15 protein-coding genes and 5 pseudogenes are annotated in these 23,000 nt (G+C 39.3%); 12 read left to right on the top strand and 8 right to left on the bottom strand.

Translation table 11 applies throughout. The annotated features are described in order from the left end of the window. Window positions 1-8 precede the first annotated feature (8 nt). The 7 genes and pseudogenes from JCM17102_RS08835 (at window position 9) to JCM17102_RS08805 (ending at window position 7,267) form a co-directional block, all read left to right on the top strand. Complete coding sequence (locus tag JCM17102_RS08835; protein WP_025074849.1) at window positions 9-1,007, top strand: GNAT family N-acetyltransferase; 999 nt, start codon at window positions 9-11, stop codon at window positions 1,005-1,007. Between the two features lie 175 nt (window positions 1,008-1,182). Continuing rightward, window positions 1,183-1,585 (top strand): annotated as a pseudogene (gene mce, locus JCM17102_RS26885) (methylmalonyl-CoA epimerase). A 29-nt stretch (window positions 1,586-1,614) separates the two neighbouring features. Next, window positions 1,615-3,168 carry an acyl-CoA carboxylase subunit beta gene (locus tag JCM17102_RS08825; RefSeq protein WP_025074848.1) on the top strand — a complete coding sequence of 518 codons (1,554 nt, stop codon included), beginning with the start codon at window positions 1,615-1,617 and terminating at the stop codon, window positions 3,166-3,168. 21 nt (window positions 3,169-3,189) lie between these two features. After that, entirely contained in the window at window positions 3,190-4,110 is a 921-nt protein-coding gene (locus JCM17102_RS08820; RefSeq protein WP_025074847.1) for an OadG family transporter subunit, read from the top strand. A 24-nt stretch (window positions 4,111-4,134) separates the two neighbouring features. Beyond that, on the top strand, window positions 4,135-4,572 hold the full coding sequence (locus JCM17102_RS08815; RefSeq protein WP_025074846.1) for an acetyl-CoA carboxylase biotin carboxyl carrier protein: 438 nt from the start codon (window positions 4,135-4,137) through the stop codon (window positions 4,570-4,572). A gap of 1 nt (window position 4,573) precedes the next feature. Continuing rightward, window positions 4,574-5,733 (top strand): annotated as a pseudogene (locus JCM17102_RS26880) (sodium ion-translocating decarboxylase subunit beta). Between the two features lie 196 nt (window positions 5,734-5,929). Further along, window positions 5,930-7,267, top strand: a complete 1,338-nt coding sequence (locus JCM17102_RS08805) for a tetratricopeptide repeat protein (RefSeq protein ID WP_025074845.1) — start codon at window positions 5,930-5,932, stop codon at window positions 7,265-7,267. A 56-nt stretch (window positions 7,268-7,323) separates the two neighbouring features. Here JCM17102_RS08805 and JCM17102_RS26875 read toward each other — a convergent pair. Then, window positions 7,324-8,326: pseudogene (locus JCM17102_RS26875) on the bottom strand (class II fructose-bisphosphate aldolase). Window positions 8,327-8,866: 540 nt separating this feature from the next. On the opposite strand from JCM17102_RS26875, the gene JCM17102_RS08795 reads away from it, so the two are divergent. The 4 genes and pseudogenes from JCM17102_RS08795 to JCM17102_RS26865 all read left to right on the top strand — a co-directional run bounded on the left by JCM17102_RS08795 (window position 8,867) and on the right by JCM17102_RS26865 (window position 14,799). Next, complete coding sequence (locus tag JCM17102_RS08795) at window positions 8,867-9,121, top strand: type B 50S ribosomal protein L31 (RefSeq protein WP_005678397.1); 255 nt, start codon at window positions 8,867-8,869, stop codon at window positions 9,119-9,121. 182 nt (window positions 9,122-9,303) lie between these two features. Next, complete coding sequence (locus tag JCM17102_RS08790) at window positions 9,304-10,356, top strand: efflux RND transporter periplasmic adaptor subunit (protein ID WP_025074844.1); 1,053 nt, start codon at window positions 9,304-9,306, stop codon at window positions 10,354-10,356. Between the two features lie 100 nt (window positions 10,357-10,456). Continuing rightward, window positions 10,457-13,488 (top strand): annotated as a pseudogene (locus tag JCM17102_RS26870) (efflux RND transporter permease subunit). A gap of 40 nt (window positions 13,489-13,528) precedes the next feature. Further along, window positions 13,529-14,799 (top strand): annotated as a pseudogene (locus JCM17102_RS26865) (TolC family protein). Window positions 14,800-14,898: 99 nt separating this feature from the next. On the opposite strand, the gene JCM17102_RS08775 reads toward JCM17102_RS26865, so the two are convergent. From JCM17102_RS08775 to JCM17102_RS08745, 7 genes are all read right to left on the bottom strand, one after another. Beyond that, the gene (locus JCM17102_RS08775; RefSeq protein ID WP_025074843.1) at window positions 14,899-16,134 is read right to left on the bottom strand and encodes a sodium ion-translocating decarboxylase subunit beta; all 1,236 of its coding nucleotides are present in this window, start codon (window positions 16,132-16,134) and stop codon (window positions 14,899-14,901) included. Then, window positions 16,134-17,966, bottom strand: a complete 1,833-nt coding sequence (locus JCM17102_RS08770; RefSeq protein WP_025074842.1) for a biotin/lipoyl-containing protein — start codon at window positions 17,964-17,966, stop codon at window positions 16,134-16,136. Before JCM17102_RS08770 ends, JCM17102_RS08775 begins: the two co-directional genes overlap by 1 nt. 31 nt (window positions 17,967-17,997) lie before the next feature. Further along, window positions 17,998-18,258, bottom strand: a complete 261-nt coding sequence (locus JCM17102_RS08765; protein ID WP_025074841.1) for an OadG family protein — start codon at window positions 18,256-18,258, stop codon at window positions 17,998-18,000. 211 nt (window positions 18,259-18,469) lie between these two features. Beyond that, window positions 18,470-20,044, bottom strand: coding sequence for a peptide chain release factor 3 (locus tag JCM17102_RS08760; RefSeq protein ID WP_025074840.1), 1,575 nt, complete (start codon window positions 20,042-20,044; stop codon window positions 18,470-18,472). A 1-nt stretch (window position 20,045) separates the two neighbouring features. Continuing rightward, a complete protein-coding gene (gene rfbD, locus JCM17102_RS08755; RefSeq protein ID WP_025074839.1) occupies window positions 20,046-20,894 on the bottom strand; it encodes a dTDP-4-dehydrorhamnose reductase in 849 nt (282 codons plus the stop codon). Then, the gene (locus JCM17102_RS08750; protein WP_025074838.1) at window positions 20,895-21,440 is read right to left on the bottom strand and encodes a DUF4924 family protein; all 546 of its coding nucleotides are present in this window, start codon (window positions 21,438-21,440) and stop codon (window positions 20,895-20,897) included. An 11-nt stretch (window positions 21,441-21,451) separates the two neighbouring features. Beyond that, the gene (locus JCM17102_RS08745) at window positions 21,452-22,105 is read right to left on the bottom strand and encodes a LysE family translocator (protein ID WP_025074837.1); all 654 of its coding nucleotides are present in this window, start codon (window positions 22,103-22,105) and stop codon (window positions 21,452-21,454) included. Window positions 22,106-22,308: 203 nt separating this feature from the next. On the opposite strand from JCM17102_RS08745, the gene JCM17102_RS08740 reads away from it, so the two are divergent. Next, window positions 22,309-22,743, top strand: coding sequence for a DUF6078 family protein (locus JCM17102_RS08740; protein ID WP_025074836.1), 435 nt, complete (start codon window positions 22,309-22,311; stop codon window positions 22,741-22,743). The last annotated feature ends 257 nt before the right edge of the window (window positions 22,744-23,000 follow it).

Here is a 23,000-nt window from a genome sequence, read left to right as displayed (position 1 = left end):
TTGTACTTATGCCACTTAAATTAACTACATATTATCGTGGAAAGGATATTCCCGATTTACCGGGAAAAAACACATTTCATTCAAAAGAGTTGTTTCAAATTTATGAAGCGACTCCAGGGTATATGCCTCTCCTAATTGTAGCAACAGAAGACGATAAACCAGTGGCACGCTTATTAGCCGCTATTCGTAAAACCCGAAAGTGGCTTCCCTCCTCACTCACCAAACAATGTGTTGTATATGGATTAGGAGAACTGTTATTTGAGCCTTCGCATCTCAACAAAGAAAAGGAAGAAGAAATCTTTGGAGAGATTCTTGAACATTTGACTCAGGAGGCTTCCCGCACTTGTCTTCTCATCGAATTTAGAAATCTGGAAAATTCGATGTTCGGCTATCGTTTTTTTCGAAGTAACGGATATTTTCCGGTCAATTGGTTGCGTGTCCGTAACTCTCTTCACAGCATGAAAAAAGTAGAAGATAGATTTAGCCCATCTCGCATTCGCCAAGTAAAAAAAGGACTTCATAATGGAGCAATAGTGAAAGAGGCACACACCGTAGAAGAAATAAAGGATTTTTCGCACATGCTGCATAAAATATATTCATCCCGTATACGCCGCTATTTTCCTAATAAAGACTTTTTCAGTCACATGCACAACCTACTAATCAAAGGAAAGCAAGGAAAAATATTCATTGTCAAATATAAAGAGAAAATCATTGGAGGAGCTGTTTGTATTTACTCTGAAGATAATGCTTATCTCTGGTTTTCGGGAGGGATGCGAAAAACTTATGCGTTACAATACCCAGGTATATTAGCCGTATGGAAAGCATTAGAAGATGCACACGAACGTGGTATCAGCCATATGGAATTTATGGATGTGGGACTACCATTCCGCAAGCATGGTTATCGTGATTTTGTACTCCGTTTCGGGGGTAAACAAAGTAGCACACGTCGTTGGTTTCGTGTTAATTGGGCTTGGCTCAACAAGTTACTGGTCAAATTCTATGTATAAATGTAATCTCAGGATTGCAAAAGTTCCTTTATCCTTCATTCTTACCACTTTTTATCTTTTATCGTCCAATAATTAAATGCTGAAAAATTTCTTTATTAGGTAAGAAATGTCTTTCTTTGTGCTTGTTTTATGCTATGCAAAAACAGATTTAAAATCAATTTAAAATAAATTCGTTATGAAGATTTCACACATTGAGCATCTGCATTGCCGTAAAAAGCATTGAAGAAGCCCTTCCTTACTACGAAAATGTATTAGGTTTGAAATGTTACAACATCGAAACAGTAGAAGACCAAAAAGTAAGAACAGCTTTCTTAAAAGTAGGTGAAACAAAAATTGAGTTATTGGAACCAACCTGCCCTGAAAGTACTATTGCTAAATTCATTGAAAATAAAGGAGTGGGTGTGCACCATGTTGCATTCGCAGTAGAAGACGGTGTGGCTGATGCTTTGACAGAAGCAGAAAGCAAAGAGATCCGTTTAATCGACAAAGCTCCCCGCAAAGGTGCAGAAGGATTGAATATCGCTTTCCTTCACCCGAAATCTACTTTGGGAGTATTAACAGAACTCTGCGAACATTAATCTATAAACTCTAAAAACTACAAGAACTCATGAGTAATCAACTTGACAAAATTAAAGAGCTTATCGAACGCCGTTCCGTAGCGCGTATTGGAGGCGGTGAAAAAGCAATTACCAAACAACATGAAAAAGGTAAATACACAGCACGCGAACGCATAGCTATGTTGCTTGACGAAGGTAGCTTCGAAGAAATGGATATGTTCGTTGAACATAGATGTACCAACTTCGGCATGGAGAAAAAACATTATCCTGGCGATGGTGTAGTAACCGGTTGCGGCACAATCGAAGGTCGTCTGGTATATATCTTTGCACAAGACTTTACCGTTTCTGCTGGTTCATTGTCAGAAACTATGTCTCTTAAGATCTGTAAAATCATGGATCAAGCAATGAAGATGGGTGCTCCTTGTATCGGTATTAACGATTCAGGTGGTGCACGTATTCAGGAAGGTATCAATGCATTAGCAGGTTACGCAGAAATTTTCCAACGCAATATACTTGCTTCTGGTGTGATTCCTCAAATCTCAGGTATCTTTGGTCCTTGTGCGGGTGGTGCGGTTTATTCTCCGGCACTGACTGACTTCACATTGATGATGGAAGGAACTTCTTATATGTTCCTTACCGGACCGAAAGTTGTAAAGACTGTAACAGGTGAAGATGTATCTCAGGAAAATTTAGGTGGTGCAAGCGTACACTCTACTAAATCCGGTGTTACTCATTTCACAGCTTCTACCGAAGAAGAAGGTTTGGCTCTAATCCGCAAATTACTAGGTTATATCCCTCAAAACAATTTGGAAGAGCCTCCTTATATAGATTGTACAGATCCAATTGACCGTCTGGAAGATTCACTGAACGAAATCATACCTGACAATCCGAATAAGCCATACGATATGTATGAAATAATCGGTGCAATTGTCGATAATGGTGAGTTCCTTGAAGTTCAGAAAGACTTCGCAAAAAATATCATCATTGGTTTTGCACGTTTCAACGGACAATCTGTTGGTATTGTTGCTAATCAGCCCAAATATTTGGCAGGTGTACTAGACAGCAACGCATCCCGTAAAGGTGCGCGCTTCGTTCGTTTCTGTGATGCATTCAACATTCCAATCGTATCATTAGTAGACGTTCCGGGATTCCTTCCGGGAACAGGACAGGAATATAATGGTGTTATCCTGCACGGGGCAAAATTATTATATGCTTACGGAGAAGCTACAGTTCCGAAAGTTACGGTCACTCTACGTAAATCATATGGTGGTTCTCACATCGTAATGAGCTGTAAACAACTTCGTGGTGATATGAATTATGCATGGCCAACAGCCGAAATCGCTGTTATGGGTGGTGCTGGTGCTGTAGAAGTACTTTATGCGAGAGAAGCTAAAGATCAAGAAAACCCGGCTCAATTCCTTGCAGAAAAAGAAGCAGAATACACTAAATTATTTGCTAATCCTTATAATGCAGCTAAGTATGGCTACATCGATGATGTTATCGAACCGCGTAATACTCGTTTCCGGATCATTCGTGCCTTGCAACAGTTGCAGACTAAGAAATTAGCCAATCCTTCTAAGAAGCATGGTAACATTCCATTGTAAACATTAAAAAGAAAAACGATTATGAATAAAACCAAAATCGGAATATTCCTTTCCATGTTGATGTTGATTGGTTTGTGCTCTTGCCAAGAACAAAAATCAAACAATAAATTGCTACTGAATGAAGTACTGATTGACAATCAAAGTAACTTTCAAGACGACTACGGATTACACAGTGCATGGATTGAAATATTCAACAGATCATACGGTAGTGCCGATCTGGCCGGCTGGCTGCTCAAAGTAAGCAATCAGCCTGGGGATACTGTAACATACTTTATTCCTAAAGGAGACGTACTAACCTTGGTAAAACCGCGTCAACACGCTTTATTCTGGGCAGACGGCGAACCTAACCGTGGAACATTCCACACCAACTTCAAGTTAAATACACAGACTGACAACTGGATTGGTTTATTCGATTCAGGTCGTAAGTTGATTGACCAAATTGTGGTTCCTGCAGGGACTCTGTCTGCTAACGAATCGTATGCACGTGTCAGCGATGCCGCTGGTCAATGGGAAGTAAAAGGTGGATCTCCTGACAAATATGTGACTCCAAGCACTAACAACAAAACGATCAACAGTAATGCTAAAATGGAGAAATTCGAAGAGCATGATGCTGTCGGTATCGGTATGTCCATTTCTGCTATGAGCGTCGTATTTACAGGCTTAATTCTTCTTTATATCGCTTTCAAAATTGTTGGTAAAATCTCTGTCAATCTGAGCAAACGTAATGCAATGAGGGCTAAAGGTATCGATAAGCATGAAGCGAAAGAATTGACACAAGCTCCGGGCGATGTTTATGCTGCTATTGCTATGGCCCTGCATGAGATGCAAAGTGATGTACACGACGTAGAAGAAACAGTGCTGACCATCACTCGTGTGAAACGGAGCTATTCACCATGGAGTTCGAAGATTTATACACTGCGTGAAACTCCCAACAAAAAGTAAGTCACTCAATAAAAAGATAAAACGATGAAAGAATATAAATATAAAATCAATGGTAACTTATATAAAGTAACGATTGGAGATATTGAAGATAATATCGCTCATGTAGAAGTGAACGGTACTCCTTATAAAGTAGAAATGGAGCAACAACCGGTGAAGCAAACTGTAGTAAAGCCAGTTGTACGTCCGGTATCGACTGCTCCCGCTACTCCTACGACGCAAGTAGTAAAACCTGCTGTAGCTTCCAGCGGCAAATCAGGTGTGAAGTCTCCACTTCCTGGTGTGATCCTCGATATTAAAGTGAATGTAGGTGACACAGTAAAGAAAGGACAGACTATTATTATCCTGGAAGCCATGAAAATGGAAAACAATATCAACGCTGATAAAGATGGTAAAATTACTGCTATCAACGTAAATAAGGGAGATTCAGTTCTTGAAGGTAATGACCTCGTAATTATTGAATGATATGGGAGATTTTATTAGCTTTTTAGGAAACAACTTAGCTGACTTCTGGACTTATACGGGATTTGCGAACGCTACCATAGGACATATCGCTATGATTGTGATAGGTTTATTTTTCATCTATCTGGCGGTTGCTAAGGAGTTTGAACCAATGTTGCTGATTCCTATCGGATTCGGCATATTAATCGGTAATATACCTTTCAACATGGAAGCCGGTTTGAAAGTCGGTATTTATGAAGAAGGTTCTGTGTTGAATATATTATATCAGGGAGTAACATCTGGTTGGTATCCGCCACTCATTTTCTTGGGTATTGGTGCCATGACTGATTTCTCGGCACTGATATCGAACCCAAAATTAATGTTAATCGGTGCAGCTGCACAGTTTGGTATTTTTGGTGCTTATATGATTGCACTTGAAATGGGATTCGATCCGATGCAGGCTGGTGCTATTGGTATCATTGGCGGAGCGACGGTCCAACGGCAATCTTCCTTTCGTCTAAACTAGCACCTAACTTAATGGGAGCGATTGCAGTATCTGCGTATTCTTATATGGCGCTAGTACCAGTGATACAGCCGCCTATTATGCGACTGCTCACCACGAAACACGAACGTTTGATTCGTATGAAACCTCCACGTGCTGTTTCTCATACAGAAAAGGTTATTTTCCCGATCATTGGTTTGCTGCTTACTTGCTTCCTAGTTCCTTCCGGTTTGCCTTTGCTAGGTATGCTGTTCTTTGGTAACTTATTGAAAGAAAGTGGTGTAACTCGTCGTCTTGCCAATACAGCAAGCGGTCCGTTGATTGATACAATTACAATTCTGTTAGGTCTGACTGTAGGTGCTTCTACACAGGCATCAGAATTCCTGACTTGGGATTCTATCAAAATTTTCGCTCTAGGTGCATTGTCATTTGTCATTGCTACTGCTTCGGGAGTACTTTTTGTTAAATTCTTCAATTTATTCCTGAAGAAAGATAACAAAATTAACCCATTAATAGGTAACGCAGGTGTATCTGCTGTTCCTGACTCTGCACGTATCTCTCAAGTAGTAGGTCTAGAATATGATTCTACCAACTATTTGTTAATGCACGCTATGGGTCCGAACGTAGCAGGGGTAATCGGTTCAGCTGTTGCTGCCGGTATCTTACTTGGATTCTTGATGTAAACAAATCATCTATCATTATAAGAAAGCCTCTCTCGCGAAATCGAAAGAGGCTTTTTTATTACATCTCAACATATTCGCCTCTTCTCCTTATAATATTTTATCACGTTAACTTATAAAAAACGCCTACGGATATTTCGTAAGCGCAATTATTTTAGTAACTTGCATTTTCATAAACAACAAACTAAAATCATCACTTATGAAACAAGTTCTTCTTCTTTTATTCCTCTGTTCCACTACTACCCTATTAAAGGCTCAGCGCATAGACCAAATTCAGGAAACAATGGCTAACTATGATTATGAGACCGCACTTTCTCTCATTGAGCAAAAAGAACAGACTGTCCCACTACTCTTACAAAAGGGAAAAGCTTTACAAGGGCTAAGATTAAATAAAGAGGCCCTCACTGCCTATCAAGAGGTAATATCCAGAGATACGACCAATACACGTGCATTTATCGAAGCCGCAGATTGTTGCCGGAAACTAGCGCGAAACAATCAGGCACTAAAATACTATGAACAAGCGATTGCTTTAGCTCCTAAAAACAAATATGCACGTATTCAATACATTACTTTACTTTTATCTTTAGAGAAATATCAAGAAGCATTAAAAGAAAACAATATGATGATCGAAACAGATAGTTCCACCACCATCTTACACTTACAGGCACAATGTTTTGAAGGAATGAAACAAATCATACCGGCTATGGATTGCTACCATAAGATTCAGGAAAAATATCCATCCGACTATTTATCAGCAGCTAAACTATGTGTCCTCTGTATTACCAACTCTTTTTATGATGAAGCTATTGAAGTGACAGAAAAATATCACCAGATTGATTCTACTAATATCGCCATCAATCGTCTAAATGCTTTAGCTTACTACTTAAATAAAGATTATCCCAACGCTATCCAGCGTTATAAACACCTCTTCGATCAAGGAGATAATGCTTTCCAAACTTGTTTTTACTTAGGAATCAGTTACTATGCAATCGATAAGTATTATGAAGCCCATGCACCCTTAGGAGCAGCTCTTAAGCAACAACCGGAGAATATTGATGTCCTCTATTATCTGGGACGTACCTGCGCTAAAACATCATGGAAAAAACAAGGAGTAGAATATCTGGAAAAAGCAATTAACCTAACCATTCCCAAAGATAGCGTAATGTTACGACTTTATACCGGGATGACCGATTGCTATAAGATGGCCCAAATGTACCAAAAACAAATAGAATCCATTCAAGAACGTTATAAGAAATATGATAGGGAAAACCACAAATTATTATATGAAATAGCCTATATTTACTTTTACAATCTAAAAGATAAAAAGAATACAGAACGGTACTTGGAAGCATTCTTGAAAACATGCCCCAAGAATGAGAAAGAAAATCAAACGGAAGAAAATGAAGAGGAAGGTCGTATGCTGGTAAGGGGCAATTATTACAATGCTGCCGCCAATTGGTTGAAAGATCTTCAAAGCAAACAAAAGATAGAAGATTTTTTCCGGAACGGACAGCCTGTATCTGCCGGAAAGAAATAAGAAAAGACTGCAACCTTCAACAGATCGCAGTCTTTCTTTATGATAAGATTCGCTAATTACTTAGCCAATTTATTGTCTGAACCTAACACATTGATAATTTTGTGTTTATACAATTTTTCCATATTGTCACGAGCCGGACCAAGATACTTACGTGGGTCGAATTCAGCTGGTTTTTCAGCGAAAGTCTTACGGATAGCAGCAGTCATAGCCAGGCGTGAGTCTGAGTCAATGTTGATCTTGCAAACTGCAGAAGTAGCAGCTTTACGCAACCATTCTTCAGGAATACCGATAGCAGCTTTCAAGTTACCACCAAATTTGTTGATTGTTTCAACCTCTTCCTGAGGTACAGAAGAAGAACCATGCAGAACGATAGGGAATCCCGGAAGTTTTCCATAACAGCATCCAAAACTTCAAATGCCAATGGAGGAGGAACCATAACGCCAGTAACAGGATCGATATGACATTGTTCCGGAGTAAATTTGTAAGCACCATGAGAAGTACCGATAGAAATAGCCAATGAATCACAACCTGTACGAGTAGCGAAATCAATTACTTCTTCTGGGTCAGTATATGTGTGATGTTCAGCAGAAACTTCGTCTTCTACACCAGCCAATACACCAAGTTCACCTTCTACAGTTACATCAAACTGATGTGCATATTCTACAACTTTCTTAGTCAAAGCTACATTTTCTTCGTAAGGAAGATGAGAACCGTCAATCATTACTGAAGAAAAACCTGAGTCGATACAAGACTTACAAGTTTCGAAAGTATCTCCGTGGTCAAGGTGAAGGACGATTTCAGGATGAGCACAACCTAATTCTTTTGCGTATTCTACAGCACCCTGAGCCATGTAACGCAACAAAGTAGCATTAGCATATTGACGAGCACCTTTAGATACCTGAAGAATCACCGGAGACTTAGTTTCAACAGCAGCCTTAATGATAGCCTGCATCTGTTCCATATTGTTGAAGTTGAAAGCCGGAATTGCATATCCGCCTTTGATAGCTTTAGCAAACATTTCTCTTGTGTTTACCAACCTAAGTCTTTGTAATTTACCATTTTGTTTAAAATTTATTGTTAGTGAATAAAAATTCTACGCAAAAGTAAGCATTATCCTGTTAATAACGAACGCTAGAAAAGAAAATATAGTCGAAAAAGGTTTAATTCACTCTACTAAATCCTTGCAAAGTGTACTCCCGGCATAATATTGTAATGTCTACCTTGCAAATATACGTTCAAAGTAAAATTCCCATCGAAATAAATTTGTTATTGATATACTTAATGAAAATGATTGTAAAATTCAATTTTTTAGTATCCTAAACATTGTGATTTCACATACTAACATTAATAGAGATATACCTATGTAACGAATTAGAAATAGGCAAATAAGAAATTAATTATAGGAAACCAAACAGAAAGAACATAGCAATAAAGATAAAGACTAATTTTAAGTAGCAATCCTTTTCAATCAAAGTTTTTTCGCAAAACCTTTTTCTATTTCACAGAAATACTTTATCTTTGCGCTCTGAAAATGACCATTACACTATTTCTTACCAAAATAGTAACCGAATATAATAATTTTTAAAAGCAGATACTGAAATGAAAAAAGGTCTTCATCCAGAATCATACCGTCCGGTAGTATTCAAAGATATGTCAAACGGTGATATGTTTTTGTCTAAATCAACTGTAGCAACTAAAGAAACCATCGAATTCGAAGGTGAAACTTATCCGTTGCTGAAGATTGAAATCTCAAACACTTCTCATCCGTTCTATACTGGTAAATCTACATTGGTAGATACAGCAGGTCGCGTTGATAAGTTCATGAGCCGTTACGGTGACCGTAAAAAGAAATAATTCAATCTTTCTTTAAGATAAAAAACAGGGTGTGTTCTTAAACGAACACACCCTGTTTTTTATTCACTATATCTTAAGTATACCACTAAGATTTAATAACACATATTTTCACTGAACATACCCATCTTTCTAATTGTTATTTCTCAAACAAAGACAGAGAAACTCCAAACAATGAACAATTTATGAAAAGAAAGTATGTTATCGCATTAGTTGCTATTATGCTAGTCGGTTGCGATCAGAAGAAAGAAGTGAAAGAAACAACGCCCCGTCCTGTAAAAACGACAGTGGTTGAGTCAAGGTCAGTCATTAAAAAAAACTTCACAGGTATCGTAGAAGCAGTGGAGTATGTGAGACTGGCATTTCGCGTCAGTGGACAAATTATAAAACTACCTGTCATCGAAGGTGAGAAAATAAAGAAGGGACAACTAATTGCGGCTATTGATCCTAGGGATATTGCTTTGCAATATGCTGCTACAAAATCAGCCTATGAAACAGCTGCAGCACAAGTAGAGCGTAACAAACGACTCCTTTCTCGCCAAGCTATCTCCGTACAAGAGTATGAAATCAGCTTGTCCAACTATCAAAAGGCGAAATCGGAATACGAATTGTCGGTCAATAATATGCAAGATACCAAATTGACGGCTCCTTTCGACGGATCCATTGAGAAACGTTTGGTGGAGAATTATCAACGTGTCAATTCCGGTGAAGGTATTGTGCAACTAGTCAATACTCAAAACTTACGCATTAAGTTCACTATACCTGATGTCTATCTGTATCTGCTTCGTGCCAAAGAACCCCGTTTCCTGGTAGAGTTTGACACATTCAAAGGACATGTATTCCAAGCAAAGTTAGAAGAATATCTTGATATCTCCACCGAAGGAACAGGAATACCTGTCAGCATTACAATCGACGATCCCTCATTCGATCGTGATTTATATGCAGTGAAACCAGGCTTCACATGTAGCATTCGTTTCACAGCCGATGTAGGACCACTAGTAGAAAACAATTGGTGCATCGTTCCACTCAGTGCTGTATTTGGTGAAAGCGAGGGCAAAAAGATGTATGTATGGGTAGTTGAAGACGATAAAGTTTACAAACGAGAAGTAACGGTCAATGCTCCTACTGGAGAAGCACAGGCTCTAATTTCACAAGGTTTGAAACCTGGTGAGAAAATTGTGATTGCCGGTATATATCAACTAGTAGAAGGAGAAAAAGTTAAAATATTGGAAAACTAAAAATGAATGAACTGTACTGTAAAGCATTTCTGTACATAGCCTATTTTCAACTATCAATTTTCCATTAATTATTGTCCATTATCAATTATCCATTAAGAAAATGAACTTAGCCAAATATTCATTAGATAATACGAAGATCATTTATTTCTTTCTTGCCGTATTGCTTATCGGAGGTATTTTCTCCTTCGGAAAACTTGGAAAGAAAGAAGATGCGCCCTTCGTTATTAAATCAGCGGTCATCATGACGCGCTATCCGGGAGCCGAACCGGCAGAAGTAGAACGACTGATCACCGAACCTATTTCTCGAGAGATACAAAGTATGAGTGGAGTGTACAAGATTAAATCAGAATCTATGTACGGTCTTTCTAAAATTACATTTGAATTACAACCTTCACTTGCAGCAAGCTCCATTCCACAAAAATGGGACGAACTGCGCCGTAAGGTACTTAATATACAGCCACAACTTCCTGCGGGTGCCTCAACTCCAACAATTTCGGATGACTTCGGGGATGTATTCGGTATTTACTACGGATTAACATCAGATGACGGATTTTCTTACGAAGAAATGCGTAATTGGGCAGAACGAATTAAAACCCAAGTTGTCACAGCTGACGGAGTGATGAAAGTTGCTTTATTCGGAGTACAAACAGAAGTAATAAATATCTTTATTTCGACCAATAAACTCGTAGGTATGGGCATTGACCCAAAACAACTTGCCAGCCTGCTCCAATCACAGAACCAGATTATTAACACTGGTGAAATACGGGCAGGCGAACAACAGCTACGAGTAACTGCCAACGGTATGTATGCCACTGTAGACGATATCCGTAATCAGGTCATTACGACCAAAGCAGGACAAGTAAAATTAGGAGATATCGCTGTTATTGAAAAAGGTTATCTCGATCCGCCATCTACTATCATGCATGTAAATGGGAAACGGGCAATTGGGATCGGTGTATCTACTGACCCACAACGAGATGTAGTGCAAACTGGAGAAAATGTGAAAGTAAAACTGAACGAGCTGTTACCTCTAATGCCATTAGGATTAGAATTACAAAGTCTCTATCTGGAAAATGAAATCGCCAATGAAGCAAATAATGGTTTCATTATCAATCTGATAGAATCAATTTTAATCGTTATTGTCATTATTATGTTTGTAATGGGGCTACGTGCAGGAATACTTATCGGCTCTTCACTGATTTTCTCCATCGGAGGTACTTTGCTAATCATGTCATTTTTTGGAGTAGGATTAAATCGTACTTCATTAGCAGGATTCATCATTGCCATGGGGATGTTAGTGGATAATGCTATTGTGGTGACAGATAACGCACAAATTGCTATCGCTCGTGGTGTAAACCGTCGGAAAGCACTTATTGATGGAGCTACAGGGCCTCAATGGGGATTACTCGGAGCAACATTCATTGCTATTTGTTCGTTCTTACCACTTTATCTGGCTCCTTCTGCCGTAGCAGAAATTGTAAAGCCTTTATTTGTGGTACTAGCTATTTCGCTGGGATTGAGTTGGGTACTTGCCTTGACCCAAACAACCGTCTTTGGTAACTTTATCTTAAAGGCGAAAAAAGATGGGGACGGAAAAGATCCGTATGACAAACCTTTCTATCATAAGTTTGGATCTATTCTGAGAGTACTGATACGTAGAAAGGCACTGACGCTCAGTGCTATGGTAGTGCTCTTCATTGTATCATTAACTATTATGGGAATGATGCCACAAAATTTCTTCCCTTCCTTGGATAAACCCTATTTCCGAGCTGATGTATTTTATCCGGACGGCTACAACATTAATGATGTAGTGAAAGAGATGAAAAAAGTGGAAGAACACTTGAAGAAGCAACCGGAAGTGAAAACTGTCTCCATTACATTTGGCAGTACACCACTTCGGTATTATCTAGCTTCTACATCAGTAGGTCCTAAACCGAACTTTGCTAATATACTCATAGAATTGACTGATAGCAAATACACAAAGGAGTACGAAAAAGATTTTGATGAATATATGAAAGCCAATTATCCGAATGCTATCACACGTACAAGTCTTTTCAAGTTATCTCCTGCTGTAGATGCTGCAATTGAGATTGGTTTTATCGGTCCGAATGCCGATACATTGATAGCTCTTACCAACCAAGCATTAGAAATAATGCATCAGAATCCGGACTTGATTAATATTCGCAATTCGTGGGGAAACAAAATTCCGGTTTGGAAACCTGTATATAGTCCTGAACGAGCACAACCGCTTGGTGTATCCCGACAAGGAATGGCACAAAGTATCCAAATAGGTACAACCGGTATGACTTTGGGAGAATATCGTCAAGGTGACCAAGTACTTCCCATTTTACTGAAAGATAACACAGTAGATTCTTTCCAAATCAACGATTTGCGTACGCTGCCTGTATTCGGAGCTGGAAATGAAACGACGAGTCTTGAACAAGTAGTGTCTGATTTTGATTTTCAATTTCGTTTCTCGAACGTGAAAGATTATAACCGACAGATGGTAATGATGGCTCAATGTGATCCACGTCGTGGTATAAATGCGATTACGGCTTTTAACCAGGTATGGTCGCAGGTACAAAATGAGATCAAAATACCGGAGGGATATGCAATGAAGTACTTTGGAGAACAGGAAAGTCAAGTGGAATCAAATGAGGCATTGGCTAAAAACCTGCCATTAACATTCTTCCTGATGTTCGTGACACTGTTATTCCTGTTCAGAACATACCGCAAGCCGATAGTTATTTTATTAATGTTACCGTTGATTTTTATCGGTATCGTACTTGGGTTGCTTGTACTTGGCAAATCATTTGATTTTTTCTCTATACTTGGTCTTCTGGGGTTGATTGGTATGAATATCAAAAATGCCATTGTATTAGTTGAGCAGATTGATTTGGAAGCAGCAACAGGAAAGAAGCCACTGGATGCCGTCATTAGTGCAACAACTAGCCGTATCATCCAGTAGCAATGGCTTCAGGAACAACCATTCTAGGTATGTTACCTCTTTTGTTTGACGCCATGTTTGGTGGTATGGCAGCTACAATTATGGGAGGATTGTTGGTAGCTTCTGCATTAACACTTTTTGTTCTTCCAGTAGCTTACTGTGCCATTCAACGGATCAAAGGATGAGAATCATAAATTGTAAAACGTAAAATTGCAAATTAAGAATATGAAAATTCAACTCATAACACTATTACTACTAACCCTCGGTTTCGACATAGCAGCACAACAGCCATATCTAAGCCGCGAAGACTATCGGGATAAAGTAGAAGCTTACAGCCAACTACTGAAACAGCAAAAACTAAAAACAATGGCAAGTAGCGAGGCCAGAAAAATAGCTCATACCGGTTTCCTTCCGAAAATAGACATTAGTGCAGACGGAACGCTAAACATGAGTGATTTAAGTGCCTGGAACGAGCCATTGGGGGAATACCGCAATCATACTTATCAAGGAGTATTCATTGTCTCACAACCGATATATACAGGTGGTGCACTGAATGCCCAACATAAGATTGCAAAAGCGGACGAGAAACTGGACCAACTCAACGAAGAGCTGACTTTAGACCAGATACATTACCAGAGTGATGCAGTCTACTGGAATACCTCTGCCTCAAAAGCCATGCTTCAAGCTGCTGACAAATATCAAAGTATAATCAAACAACAATATGATATTATACAGGATCGTTTCGACAATGGAAAGATTAGCCGCATAGATTTGTTAATGATTTCTACCCGGTTAAAAGAAGCGGAATTGCAATATATCAAGGCTCGTCAGAACTATACGTTAGCACTGCAAAAACTAAATATTCTGATGGGTGAAGAACCTAATGCTCCGGTGGATAGTTTATATTCTATCAGTACACCTTCCGAACCTGTAAAAGTCCTGTCTTTAGGAGATGTGTTACAGCAACGTGCAGACTATGCCAGTACAGAAGTAAATATAATGAAGAGTCAGGCACAACGTAAAGTTGCTCTCAGTCAATTTAACCCACAACTAAATATGTATTTCAGTGGAGGTTGGGCAACGGGAACACCGAATCTAGCTACGATGTCTCATTTAACCCCATTGTGGGTGTCAATCTGAATATTCCTATTTTCCGTTGGGGTGCCCGATTTAAAACGAACCGCCAGCAAAAAGCATATATTAGTATGCAGAGACTACAGCAAAGTTATGTGGAAGATAATATTAGCGAAGAATTATCCGGATCGTTGACCAAACTAAAAGAAACGGAAGAACAAGTGAAAACTGCTAATGAAAATATGAAGTTAGCCAATGAGAATTTGGAGATTGTTTCCTTTTCCTATAATGAAGGAAAATCAAATATGGTGGATGTACTCTCTGCTCAGTTATCATGGACACAGGCACAAACCAATGTGATCAACGCATATCTGGCAGAAAAGATGGCAATTGCAGAATACAGAAAAGTAACTAGCGAATAATAGTTATCACAGAAATATATAAAAGGGCACGGAGTTTCTTTACTTGAATAAAACAAGAAAGATTCCATGCCCTCAAACTATTATTTACGCTGAATTAAATCAAGCTAAAAAAGAAATCAGCACTCCCGCAGCAACAGCTGAACCGATTACTCCGGAAATATTACTTGCCATACAGTACTGTAATACATGATTCTTCGGATCATATTTCAAAGCAATCTCATTGGCTACACGACTAGCCATTGGAACTGCACTTAATCCGGTAGCTCCAATCAGCGGATTAATTTTCTTCTTTGAGAATAAGTTCACTGCTTTTACAAACAGAATACCACCTGCAATGGAAAGAGCAAATGCAAGGAAACCGCCAATCACAATACCAATAGTCGTCCAATTCAGGAAAGCTTCTGTTGTCATCGTCGCTCCTACAGATAAACCTAGGAAGATGGTAGCAGCATTCATTATACTATTAGAAGCAGCATCAAACAAACGGAAGGTATTACTTCCAATTTCTTTCACCAGATTACCGAACATTAGCATACCAATCAAAGGCACTGCACTCGGAACAAAAAGTGCAACAACAGTCGTAACTACAATCGGAAAAATAATCTTCAACACACGTAAATTCTTTATCTCGGTAGTAGACGGATATTTCTTTTCCTGTTCTTTCATGTTGATACTCAACTCCTTCTTAGAGCAAAGCAGTTTCACTACTAATGGTATAATAACCGGAACAAGTGCCATATAAGAATATGCTGCAATCGCAATAGGGCCTAACAAGTGAGGAGCCAGTTTGATTGTTGTAAAAATAGCAGTCGGACCGTCCGCACCACCAATTATACCCAATGAAGCTGCTTCTTTCGGAGTGAATCCCATTAAGATAGCCACCAACAACACTGTAAAAATACCAAGCTGTGCAGCAGCACCAAAAACAGAAAGGCGTAGATTACGCAACATCGGTCCAAAATCCGTCAATGCACCGACCCCCATGAAGATGATCGGAGGAAGGAAACCGGTTTTAATCAACATATAGTAGATAAAGTTCATCAGTCCCAATTCGTGGGCTATATCATGCAAAGGCATTTCCCAGATGTTCTTCAAAACTCCGTTCACCATCACCATTCCATTTTCGTCAGCCTGAATGACTCCCATGTCTCCACCAGGAAAGTTGGCAAGCAATACTCCGAAAGCGATAGGAACCAACAGCAATGGTTCGTACTGTTTCTTTATACCCAGATAAAGGAGGACGAACGCAATGGCATACATTATCAGAAACTGCGGTTCAGCAATAATATTGCTGAATGCAGTCATGTTATATAAGTTTTCAAATATTTCGTTCATTACCCTATCTTCATTAATACATCATCTTCTGAAACAGTGTCTCCCGGATTAGCACAGATAGCAGTTACCGTACCACTAAATTCTGCACGGATCGCATTATAAGTCTTCATCGCCTCAACGTAACATATCACATCTCCTTCTTTCACAGCATCACCAACCTTAAGTGCAGTTTCCTGTGTATTCTTCACCAGGAAGAATTTACCTTCCAATGGAGAGAGCACCTCTTTTCCTTCTCCCGTCGGAGCTGCTGCAGCTGTCGGAGTAGCAGCAAGTTCGATATCACCATAAGCCACTGTCACACGATATGCTTGTCCGTCTACCTGTACCGTCAATGTCTTTGGTTTAGCATCCTCCTGCGGAGATTTATCTTTCTCGGCACGACGTTTTGCTACATCTTCCAAGAAATCTTCTTTAGCCTTACCGCTTCTATAAGCTTCATACTGAGCCGGATGCATCGCATATTCAAAGAGTTCTTCGTCATCCTGTCCCGTTTCCCATTTGTTTTCTTTCATCATCTTACGGAACTTATCGAGAGCATCAGGGTAATTATCCTGAGGATTCCCTTCGAAGAACTTACGTCCTTCCCGTTCTGCCTTTTCAATAATTTCAGGAGCTAGTTTACCCGGAAGACGACCTGCTTTACCCAAAAGCATATCCCAGATATCATCAGCAATCATCCCCCAACGTTCCTTACCTTTTTCCATCGCCATAACGTTCATCATGGCAAGGTTCTTTACATATTGACTGAACGGAGTCACCAACGGAGGATAACCGACACGTGGCCATACATACGCAACTTCATTGAACAGTTTGATAAGAAGTTGGTCCTGAGTCATAAACGGCAGATTGTGCTTTGCCTTATATTTATTGATAGATTCCAGATTTGATTCCAAGTCTGCCATCAAACTCCCCATCATACCGCCCGGAAGTCCGGGGCCAATCAACAGCGAGTTCATCAAACGGTTCTTCGGACTGATATATAATCCAAGAAAATCGTCCATAAATTCCTGAATCATGGCACGCACTTTCATATAAGCTTCCATATTAATCTCAGGTACCTGGAATCCGGCATCTTTCAACATCGCTTGTACACTGAGGAGATCAGCATGACCAGTTCCCCAGGAAAGAGGTTCCATGCCTACATCAATGTAATCGCAACCAGCTTCGCATACTTCAAGAATACTTGCCATATTGAAGCCAGGCCCCGCATGGCTATGATACTGGATAGGTATTTCAGGATGAGCAGCTTTAATATTTGCCACGATCTTTCCTAATGAAACAGGACGACCAATGCCGGCCATGTCCTTAATACAAATCTCATCCGCTCCTAATTTAATAAGTTCCAATGCCATGTTAGTATAATACTCTACCGTATGGATAGGCGAATGAGTGATACAAAGAGAACATTGTGAAATCATGCCAGCTTCCTTGGCATAAGTGATAGACGGAGCAATGTTACGAACATCATTCAGTCCGCAAAATGTACGAGTAATATCTGTGCCTTGTGCTTTCTTTACCTTATAAAATAATTGGCGGACATCAGCTGGAACAGGACTCATACGAAGCCCATTCAATGCACGGTCGAGCATATGTGTTTGTATACCGGCTTCATGGAACGGTTTTGTCCATTCGCGCACGGCTTTATTGGGGTTTTCTCCAAACAATAAATTGACTTGTTCAAAACCTCCACCATTTGTTTCTACTCGAGCAAAACATCCCATTTCAATGATGGCAGGTGCAACCTTTACAAGTTGGTCTACACGAGGTACATATTTTCCGGCAGATTGCCACATATCTCGGAAAACCAAACTAAATTTTACTTCTCTTTTCATGTTTTTCAATGCTTATACTTTAATGATTCATTTATAATTTTTCTACCTTAGTGACTTTTCCTTTACCTTGTGTCACTACATTTACAGCAGCTGTAATAGCAGCTAAAATATTACCCGGAATAGGTGCAGGACCTCTCTGTGCTTCCCTATTTACAGGAGCCACTTCTTCGGGAGCATATTTATTGACCAAGGAAATAAGTAATTTACCTAAATAAATCACAATCAGCAGAATAACAAATACTGTAGCCATTCCGACTACCATCAGCAGGATCGCTGTTTCGATATTTTCCATATAATAAACTATTAGTTATTTAAGTCGTGATACTCTAAAAGCGTCCGAAATTACCAATAATTTATTATAAAATAAAATAAGGAAGGAATAAAAAAGTATAAATTGTAAATGAAAGTTCATCACAGATTATACAGATTTGCACTAATCTCAATAGAATAAACAGATATTTTTTCTACTTAATCCATGCAAATCTATATAATCCATTACGGACTTAAAACTCACTTGTAAAGTGGAACTTAATATGTTTAAAGTCCATTTGAGCCATTTGAAGTACATAGCCGGAGTCGGCCAGGAATACATCCCTTCCTTCCCTATCTTTCGCCATATACTGATATTTACGTTTCTTGAAAGCTTCCAGTTCTTCGAGATCGTCGCTCTCTACCCAACAAGCCTTATAAAGACTTACCGGCTCCCAACGACAGGAAGCATTATATTCATTCAACAGACGATACTGAATTACTTCGAACTGCAACTGCCCTACCGTACCAATAATCTTACGACCATTAAATTGATTGACAAATAACTGAGCTACACCTTCGTCCATTAATTGATCAATACCTTTTGCCAATTGCTTCTGTTTCATTGGATCGGCATTTTCGATATACTTGAACATCTCCGGTGAGAAACTTGGCAATCCGCGGAAATGAAGCATTTCTCCTTCTGTCAGTGTATCTCCAATCTTAAAGGTACCATTATCCGGCAAACCGATTATATCACCTGCATAAGCTTCATCAACAGTTGTTTTCCGCTGTGCCATAAACTGTGTAGGCGAAGAAAAACGCATCGTCTTACCATGACGGACATGTAAATAAGGTGCATTACGCACAAACTTACCGGAACATACCTTACAAAAAGCTACACAAGAACGATGATTGGGATCAATATTGGCAGTAATCTTAAATATAAATCCGGTGAACTTTGATTCGTCCGGCTCCACTTCACGTTCTTCCGCTTGCACTGGACGGGGACTCGGAGCGATCTCTACAAAACAATTCAACAGTTCCTGAACACCGAAGTTATTCAAAGCAGAACCGAAAAATACCGGTGCACAATCTCCCGCCAAATATGACTCTATATCCAATGCCGGATAAACCCCTTCTATCAGTTCTAAATCACCACGCAGCTTATCTGCCAACGGCTTTCCGATTTGATTATCCAGTTCTTCCGTATGAATATCAACTTCTACCTTTTCCGTCACAACTTGTTTGGAAGGTTGATACAGGTTTAATTGTTGTTCATAGATATTATAAACGCCTTTGAAGCGAGGACCTTGTTCAATTGGCCAAGACAAAGGACGTACCTGGATTTGTAGTTCTTCCTCCAATTCATCCAGTAAATCAAACGGATCTTTACCCTCACGGTCCATCTTATTCACAAAGATAATAACCGGTGTATTGCGCATACGGCATACTTCCATCAATTTACGAGTCTGTGTTTCAACACCTTTCGCTCCATCCACTACAATGATAACACTATCTACAGCAGTCAATGTCCTGTAAGTATCTTCAGCGAAGTCCTGGTGACCCGGAGTATCTAGAATATTAATTTTGTAATCCCGATAGTCAAATTCCATCACAGAAGTTGTCACCGAGATACCACGCTGCTTCTCAATCTCCATCCAGTCGGAAGTAGCTGTTTTCTTAATTTTATTACTCTTTACAGCACCTGCTACCTGGATTTGACCTCCAAAAAGCAATAACTTTTCCGTCAATGAAGTCTTACCTGCATCCGGGTGTGCAATAATGGCGAATGTACGCCTTCTCTGAATTTCTGTATTATCTGCCATATTATAATTTTTCCAAGCATCGTTCCAAGCTCTCTTCCCAGTGAGGAATCTCGATACCGAACGTCGTTTTTATTTTTGTTTTATCAAGTACTGAATAAGCCGGACGGTTTGCTTTTGCAGGATATTCAGCTGTATGCAAAGGTCTTACTTTGCATGAGGTTATTCCCGCCAAACGATGGATTGCCACCGTAAAATCATACCATGAACAAACACCTTCATTGCTGAAATGATAAATTCCGGGAACTATACCTTTATTTATAATAGAATAAATGGCCTGAGCCAAATCGTTGGCATAAGTAGGAGTTCCTATCTGATCAAAAACCACACCCAGATTGTCGCGTTCCTTCCCCAAACGAAGCATTGTCTTCACAAAATTATTCCCAAAGGTTGAATAAAGCCATGCAGTACGGATTACTATTGCTTGCTTGCAGTTGTTTATCACTTCATACTCCCCTGCCAGTTTGGTAGTACCATATACGGAATCCGGACAAGGTTCACAATCTTCTGCATAAGGAGTATGAGCTGTGCCGTCGAAAACGTAGTCTGTGGAAACCTGGATCATTGCCGCTCCATGAAATTGCGCAGCACGGGCCAGTTCTTTGGGTGCTTCACAATTCAGTTGGCGTGCCAACTCAGGATTATCTTCCGCTTTGTCTACTGCTGTGTAAGCAGCACAATTAACAATAAGCTCAATTTGTTTTTCGGCAATATAAGCCCAAATTGCATCTTTATTACAAATATCAAGATCTTGTACGTCTGTGAAATAATACGTATGTTGGGGATTCTCCTTTGCAAGTACCTGCATTTCGTTACCAAGTTGTCCATTGGCACCGGTCACTAAAATTCTCATTTATTCTTCTAATTTTAATTCGCCTTTTTGTTCCTTATCATAATAATTTGCCAACATCGAGAGAAAGCTACTGATAGCCTCTATGGCTTTTGCCGTTCCCTCGCTGATCTCCTTTTTCTGTAAACGGAGCAATAACACACCGTACAATGCTTCAAAACAAGTTTCTAGTTCAGAATCTTCTTTTTTCCCATTCTTGTTACGCAATTCTACGATAAATGGTAATGCTTTAAAATATGCTGCACTATAGAAAGGGAATTTAGGAGAAGAGGTCAAAGCATTATGCAGTTCTGTCAATTTAATGATGACATTCTTATTTATTTGCAGATGTCCAGTTTCACGAACTCCTTCCTCACTCATCATCGTAATCAAATTCGCATACCATTCACGCATGACAGGTCGTTGTTCTTCAGGATAACGTACAACCACATTGGACTCTAATTCATCCATTGAACAATGATTGGCCCGGATCAGGTCTTCTTCTTGCCACATATATATAAGGTATTCGGCAATATTCTTTTCTTTAAGCTGTTGTGCTATCTGATTCATAATCTTCTATATTAGTAAATAGATTCACCCAATAATGTATAAATCAGCCCTGCTACTGACACCAACATCACAATGCTTCCAATCACGCGGTTAAGTATCCAGATACCACGCAAATTAAACCGAGTACGCACTTTATTCACAAAAAAGGTAATTCCAAACCACCAGACCAATGCCCCCAATGCAATAGCAAAATATCCTGTAATTTCTTCGAACACCAACACTCCCGGCTGCACAAAAGCAAAACGGGCAAATAGTCCGATAAACAGGAAAATAATCAACGGGTTAGAAAGAGTTACGAAAAAGGCAGTTATGAAATTATGGAAATAGGAACCTTTATTGGACGAAGCCGGACGAATAGACTGTACCGGATTACTACGAAAGGTATAAATACCAAAAAGCAGTAACATTATGCTACCAAATAATTGCAAATAAAAAATATTTTTATTGATATAGTCAAATACAAAGCTCATGCCATAGCCTGTCAGCAAAGCATAAGCAATATCACTCAAAGAGGCTCCCAAACCTGTTACAAATCCGTACCATCGTCCCTTATTTAGCGTTCTCTGAATACATAGAACCCCCACCGGACCAAGCGGTGCGGACACAACAACGCCAATAATAAAGCCTTTAACTAATATATCGAATATTGTTTCTATCTGAATCATGCCGCAAATATCGCACTTTTTTATGAGACAGGGATAGGATATTAACGTTTTTTCCACACAATACTTAAATAGTTTCTCTGTAAATGTTAATGGATTTATTCTGATTGAAGGTAGTTACATCAAAAAATTATACCTATCTTTACTCGAAAATTCAAATAAAACGATATCATATACACCAGAATCCTAAAGAAAAGATTAACATGATAAAAGAAAAGATTGACTTCTCTATAGTCCCTCACCAGTATTCAATGTGCCTTAATTCCAAATGTCCCAAAGCTAGCACTTGCCTGAGGCAGTTAGCCGAACAAAGCGCAACGGAAGATTTACAATATTGGAGCATTATCAGTCCTAAACACCTTGCGACATTGAAAGGTGCATGTCCTTATTATCGTCCCGACACAAAAATGCGTTATGCCAAAGGCTTTGTAGGTATTTTAGAGAATTTGCCCCACAAACAGATGCAAGCAATTGTTCCATATCTAATGGGAGCCTTCGGACGCAGAACTTACTACCGCGTCCGTAAAGGAGAACGTCTGTTATCGGAGTCCGAACAACAAATGATACGAAATATCTTCAAACGGCATAGGATAAACGTTGCTTTAGAGTTTGATGCGTATATAGAAGATTACGACTGGTAATAAGAGAGATAAACGGATGTTCTAATAAACACAGTTCATAACAGTAATAGATGAGTTTGTGCCACCTTATTGGCACATTCATTTCATCGTATTGGCACAGCTGTGCCACCAAGGTGGCACAAGTGTGCCAATGGTGTGTCACAAACTTAAGAAATAAATAGATGGAATCTCTTCCCTAAAACATAAGAAAGTACCACCTTACACTAAAGGAAAGTACACTCTATATACTGATAAGTCAGATATTCAAGTATGTCTCT

This window comes from Bacteroides faecichinchillae JCM 17102 (assembly GCF_000614145.1).
In the GTDB taxonomy this organism is placed as follows: Bacteria; Bacteroidota; Bacteroidia; order Bacteroidales; family Bacteroidaceae; genus Bacteroides; species Bacteroides faecichinchillae.
The sequence above is the reverse complement of the archived record's forward strand: the minus strand, read 5'-3'. Positions and strand labels throughout refer to the sequence as shown.

Coding starts and splice junctions, on each gene's coding strand:
- JCM17102_RS08835 (WP_025074849.1), top strand. CDS start 9: ATGCCACTTAAATTAACTACATATTATCGTGGAAAGGATATTCCCGAT.
- JCM17102_RS08825 (WP_025074848.1), top strand. CDS start 1,615: ATGAGTAATCAACTTGACAAAATTAAAGAGCTTATCGAACGCCGTTCC.
- JCM17102_RS08820 (WP_025074847.1), top strand. CDS start 3,190: ATGAATAAAACCAAAATCGGAATATTCCTTTCCATGTTGATGTTGATT.
- JCM17102_RS08815 (WP_025074846.1), top strand. CDS start 4,135: ATGAAAGAATATAAATATAAAATCAATGGTAACTTATATAAAGTAACG.
- JCM17102_RS08805 (WP_025074845.1), top strand. CDS start 5,930: ATGAAACAAGTTCTTCTTCTTTTATTCCTCTGTTCCACTACTACCCTA.
- JCM17102_RS08795 (WP_005678397.1), top strand. CDS start 8,867: ATGAAAAAAGGTCTTCATCCAGAATCATACCGTCCGGTAGTATTCAAA.
- JCM17102_RS08790 (WP_025074844.1), top strand. CDS start 9,304: ATGAAAAGAAAGTATGTTATCGCATTAGTTGCTATTATGCTAGTCGGT.
- JCM17102_RS08775 (WP_025074843.1), bottom strand. CDS start 16,134: ATGAACGAAATATTTGAAAACTTATATAACATGACTGCATTCAGCAAT.
- JCM17102_RS08770 (WP_025074842.1), bottom strand. CDS start 17,966: ATGAAAAGAGAAGTAAAATTTAGTTTGGTTTTCCGAGATATGTGGCAA.
- JCM17102_RS08765 (WP_025074841.1), bottom strand. CDS start 18,258: ATGGAAAATATCGAAACAGCGATCCTGCTGATGGTAGTCGGAATGGCT.
- JCM17102_RS08760 (WP_025074840.1), bottom strand. CDS start 20,044: ATGGCAGATAATACAGAAATTCAGAGAAGGCGTACATTCGCCATTATT.
- rfbD (WP_025074839.1), bottom strand. CDS start 20,894: ATGAGAATTTTAGTGACCGGTGCCAATGGACAACTTGGTAACGAAATG.
- JCM17102_RS08750 (WP_025074838.1), bottom strand. CDS start 21,440: ATGAATCAGATAGCACAACAGCTTAAAGAAAAGAATATTGCCGAATAC.
- JCM17102_RS08745 (WP_025074837.1), bottom strand. CDS start 22,105: ATGATTCAGATAGAAACAATATTCGATATATTAGTTAAAGGCTTTATT.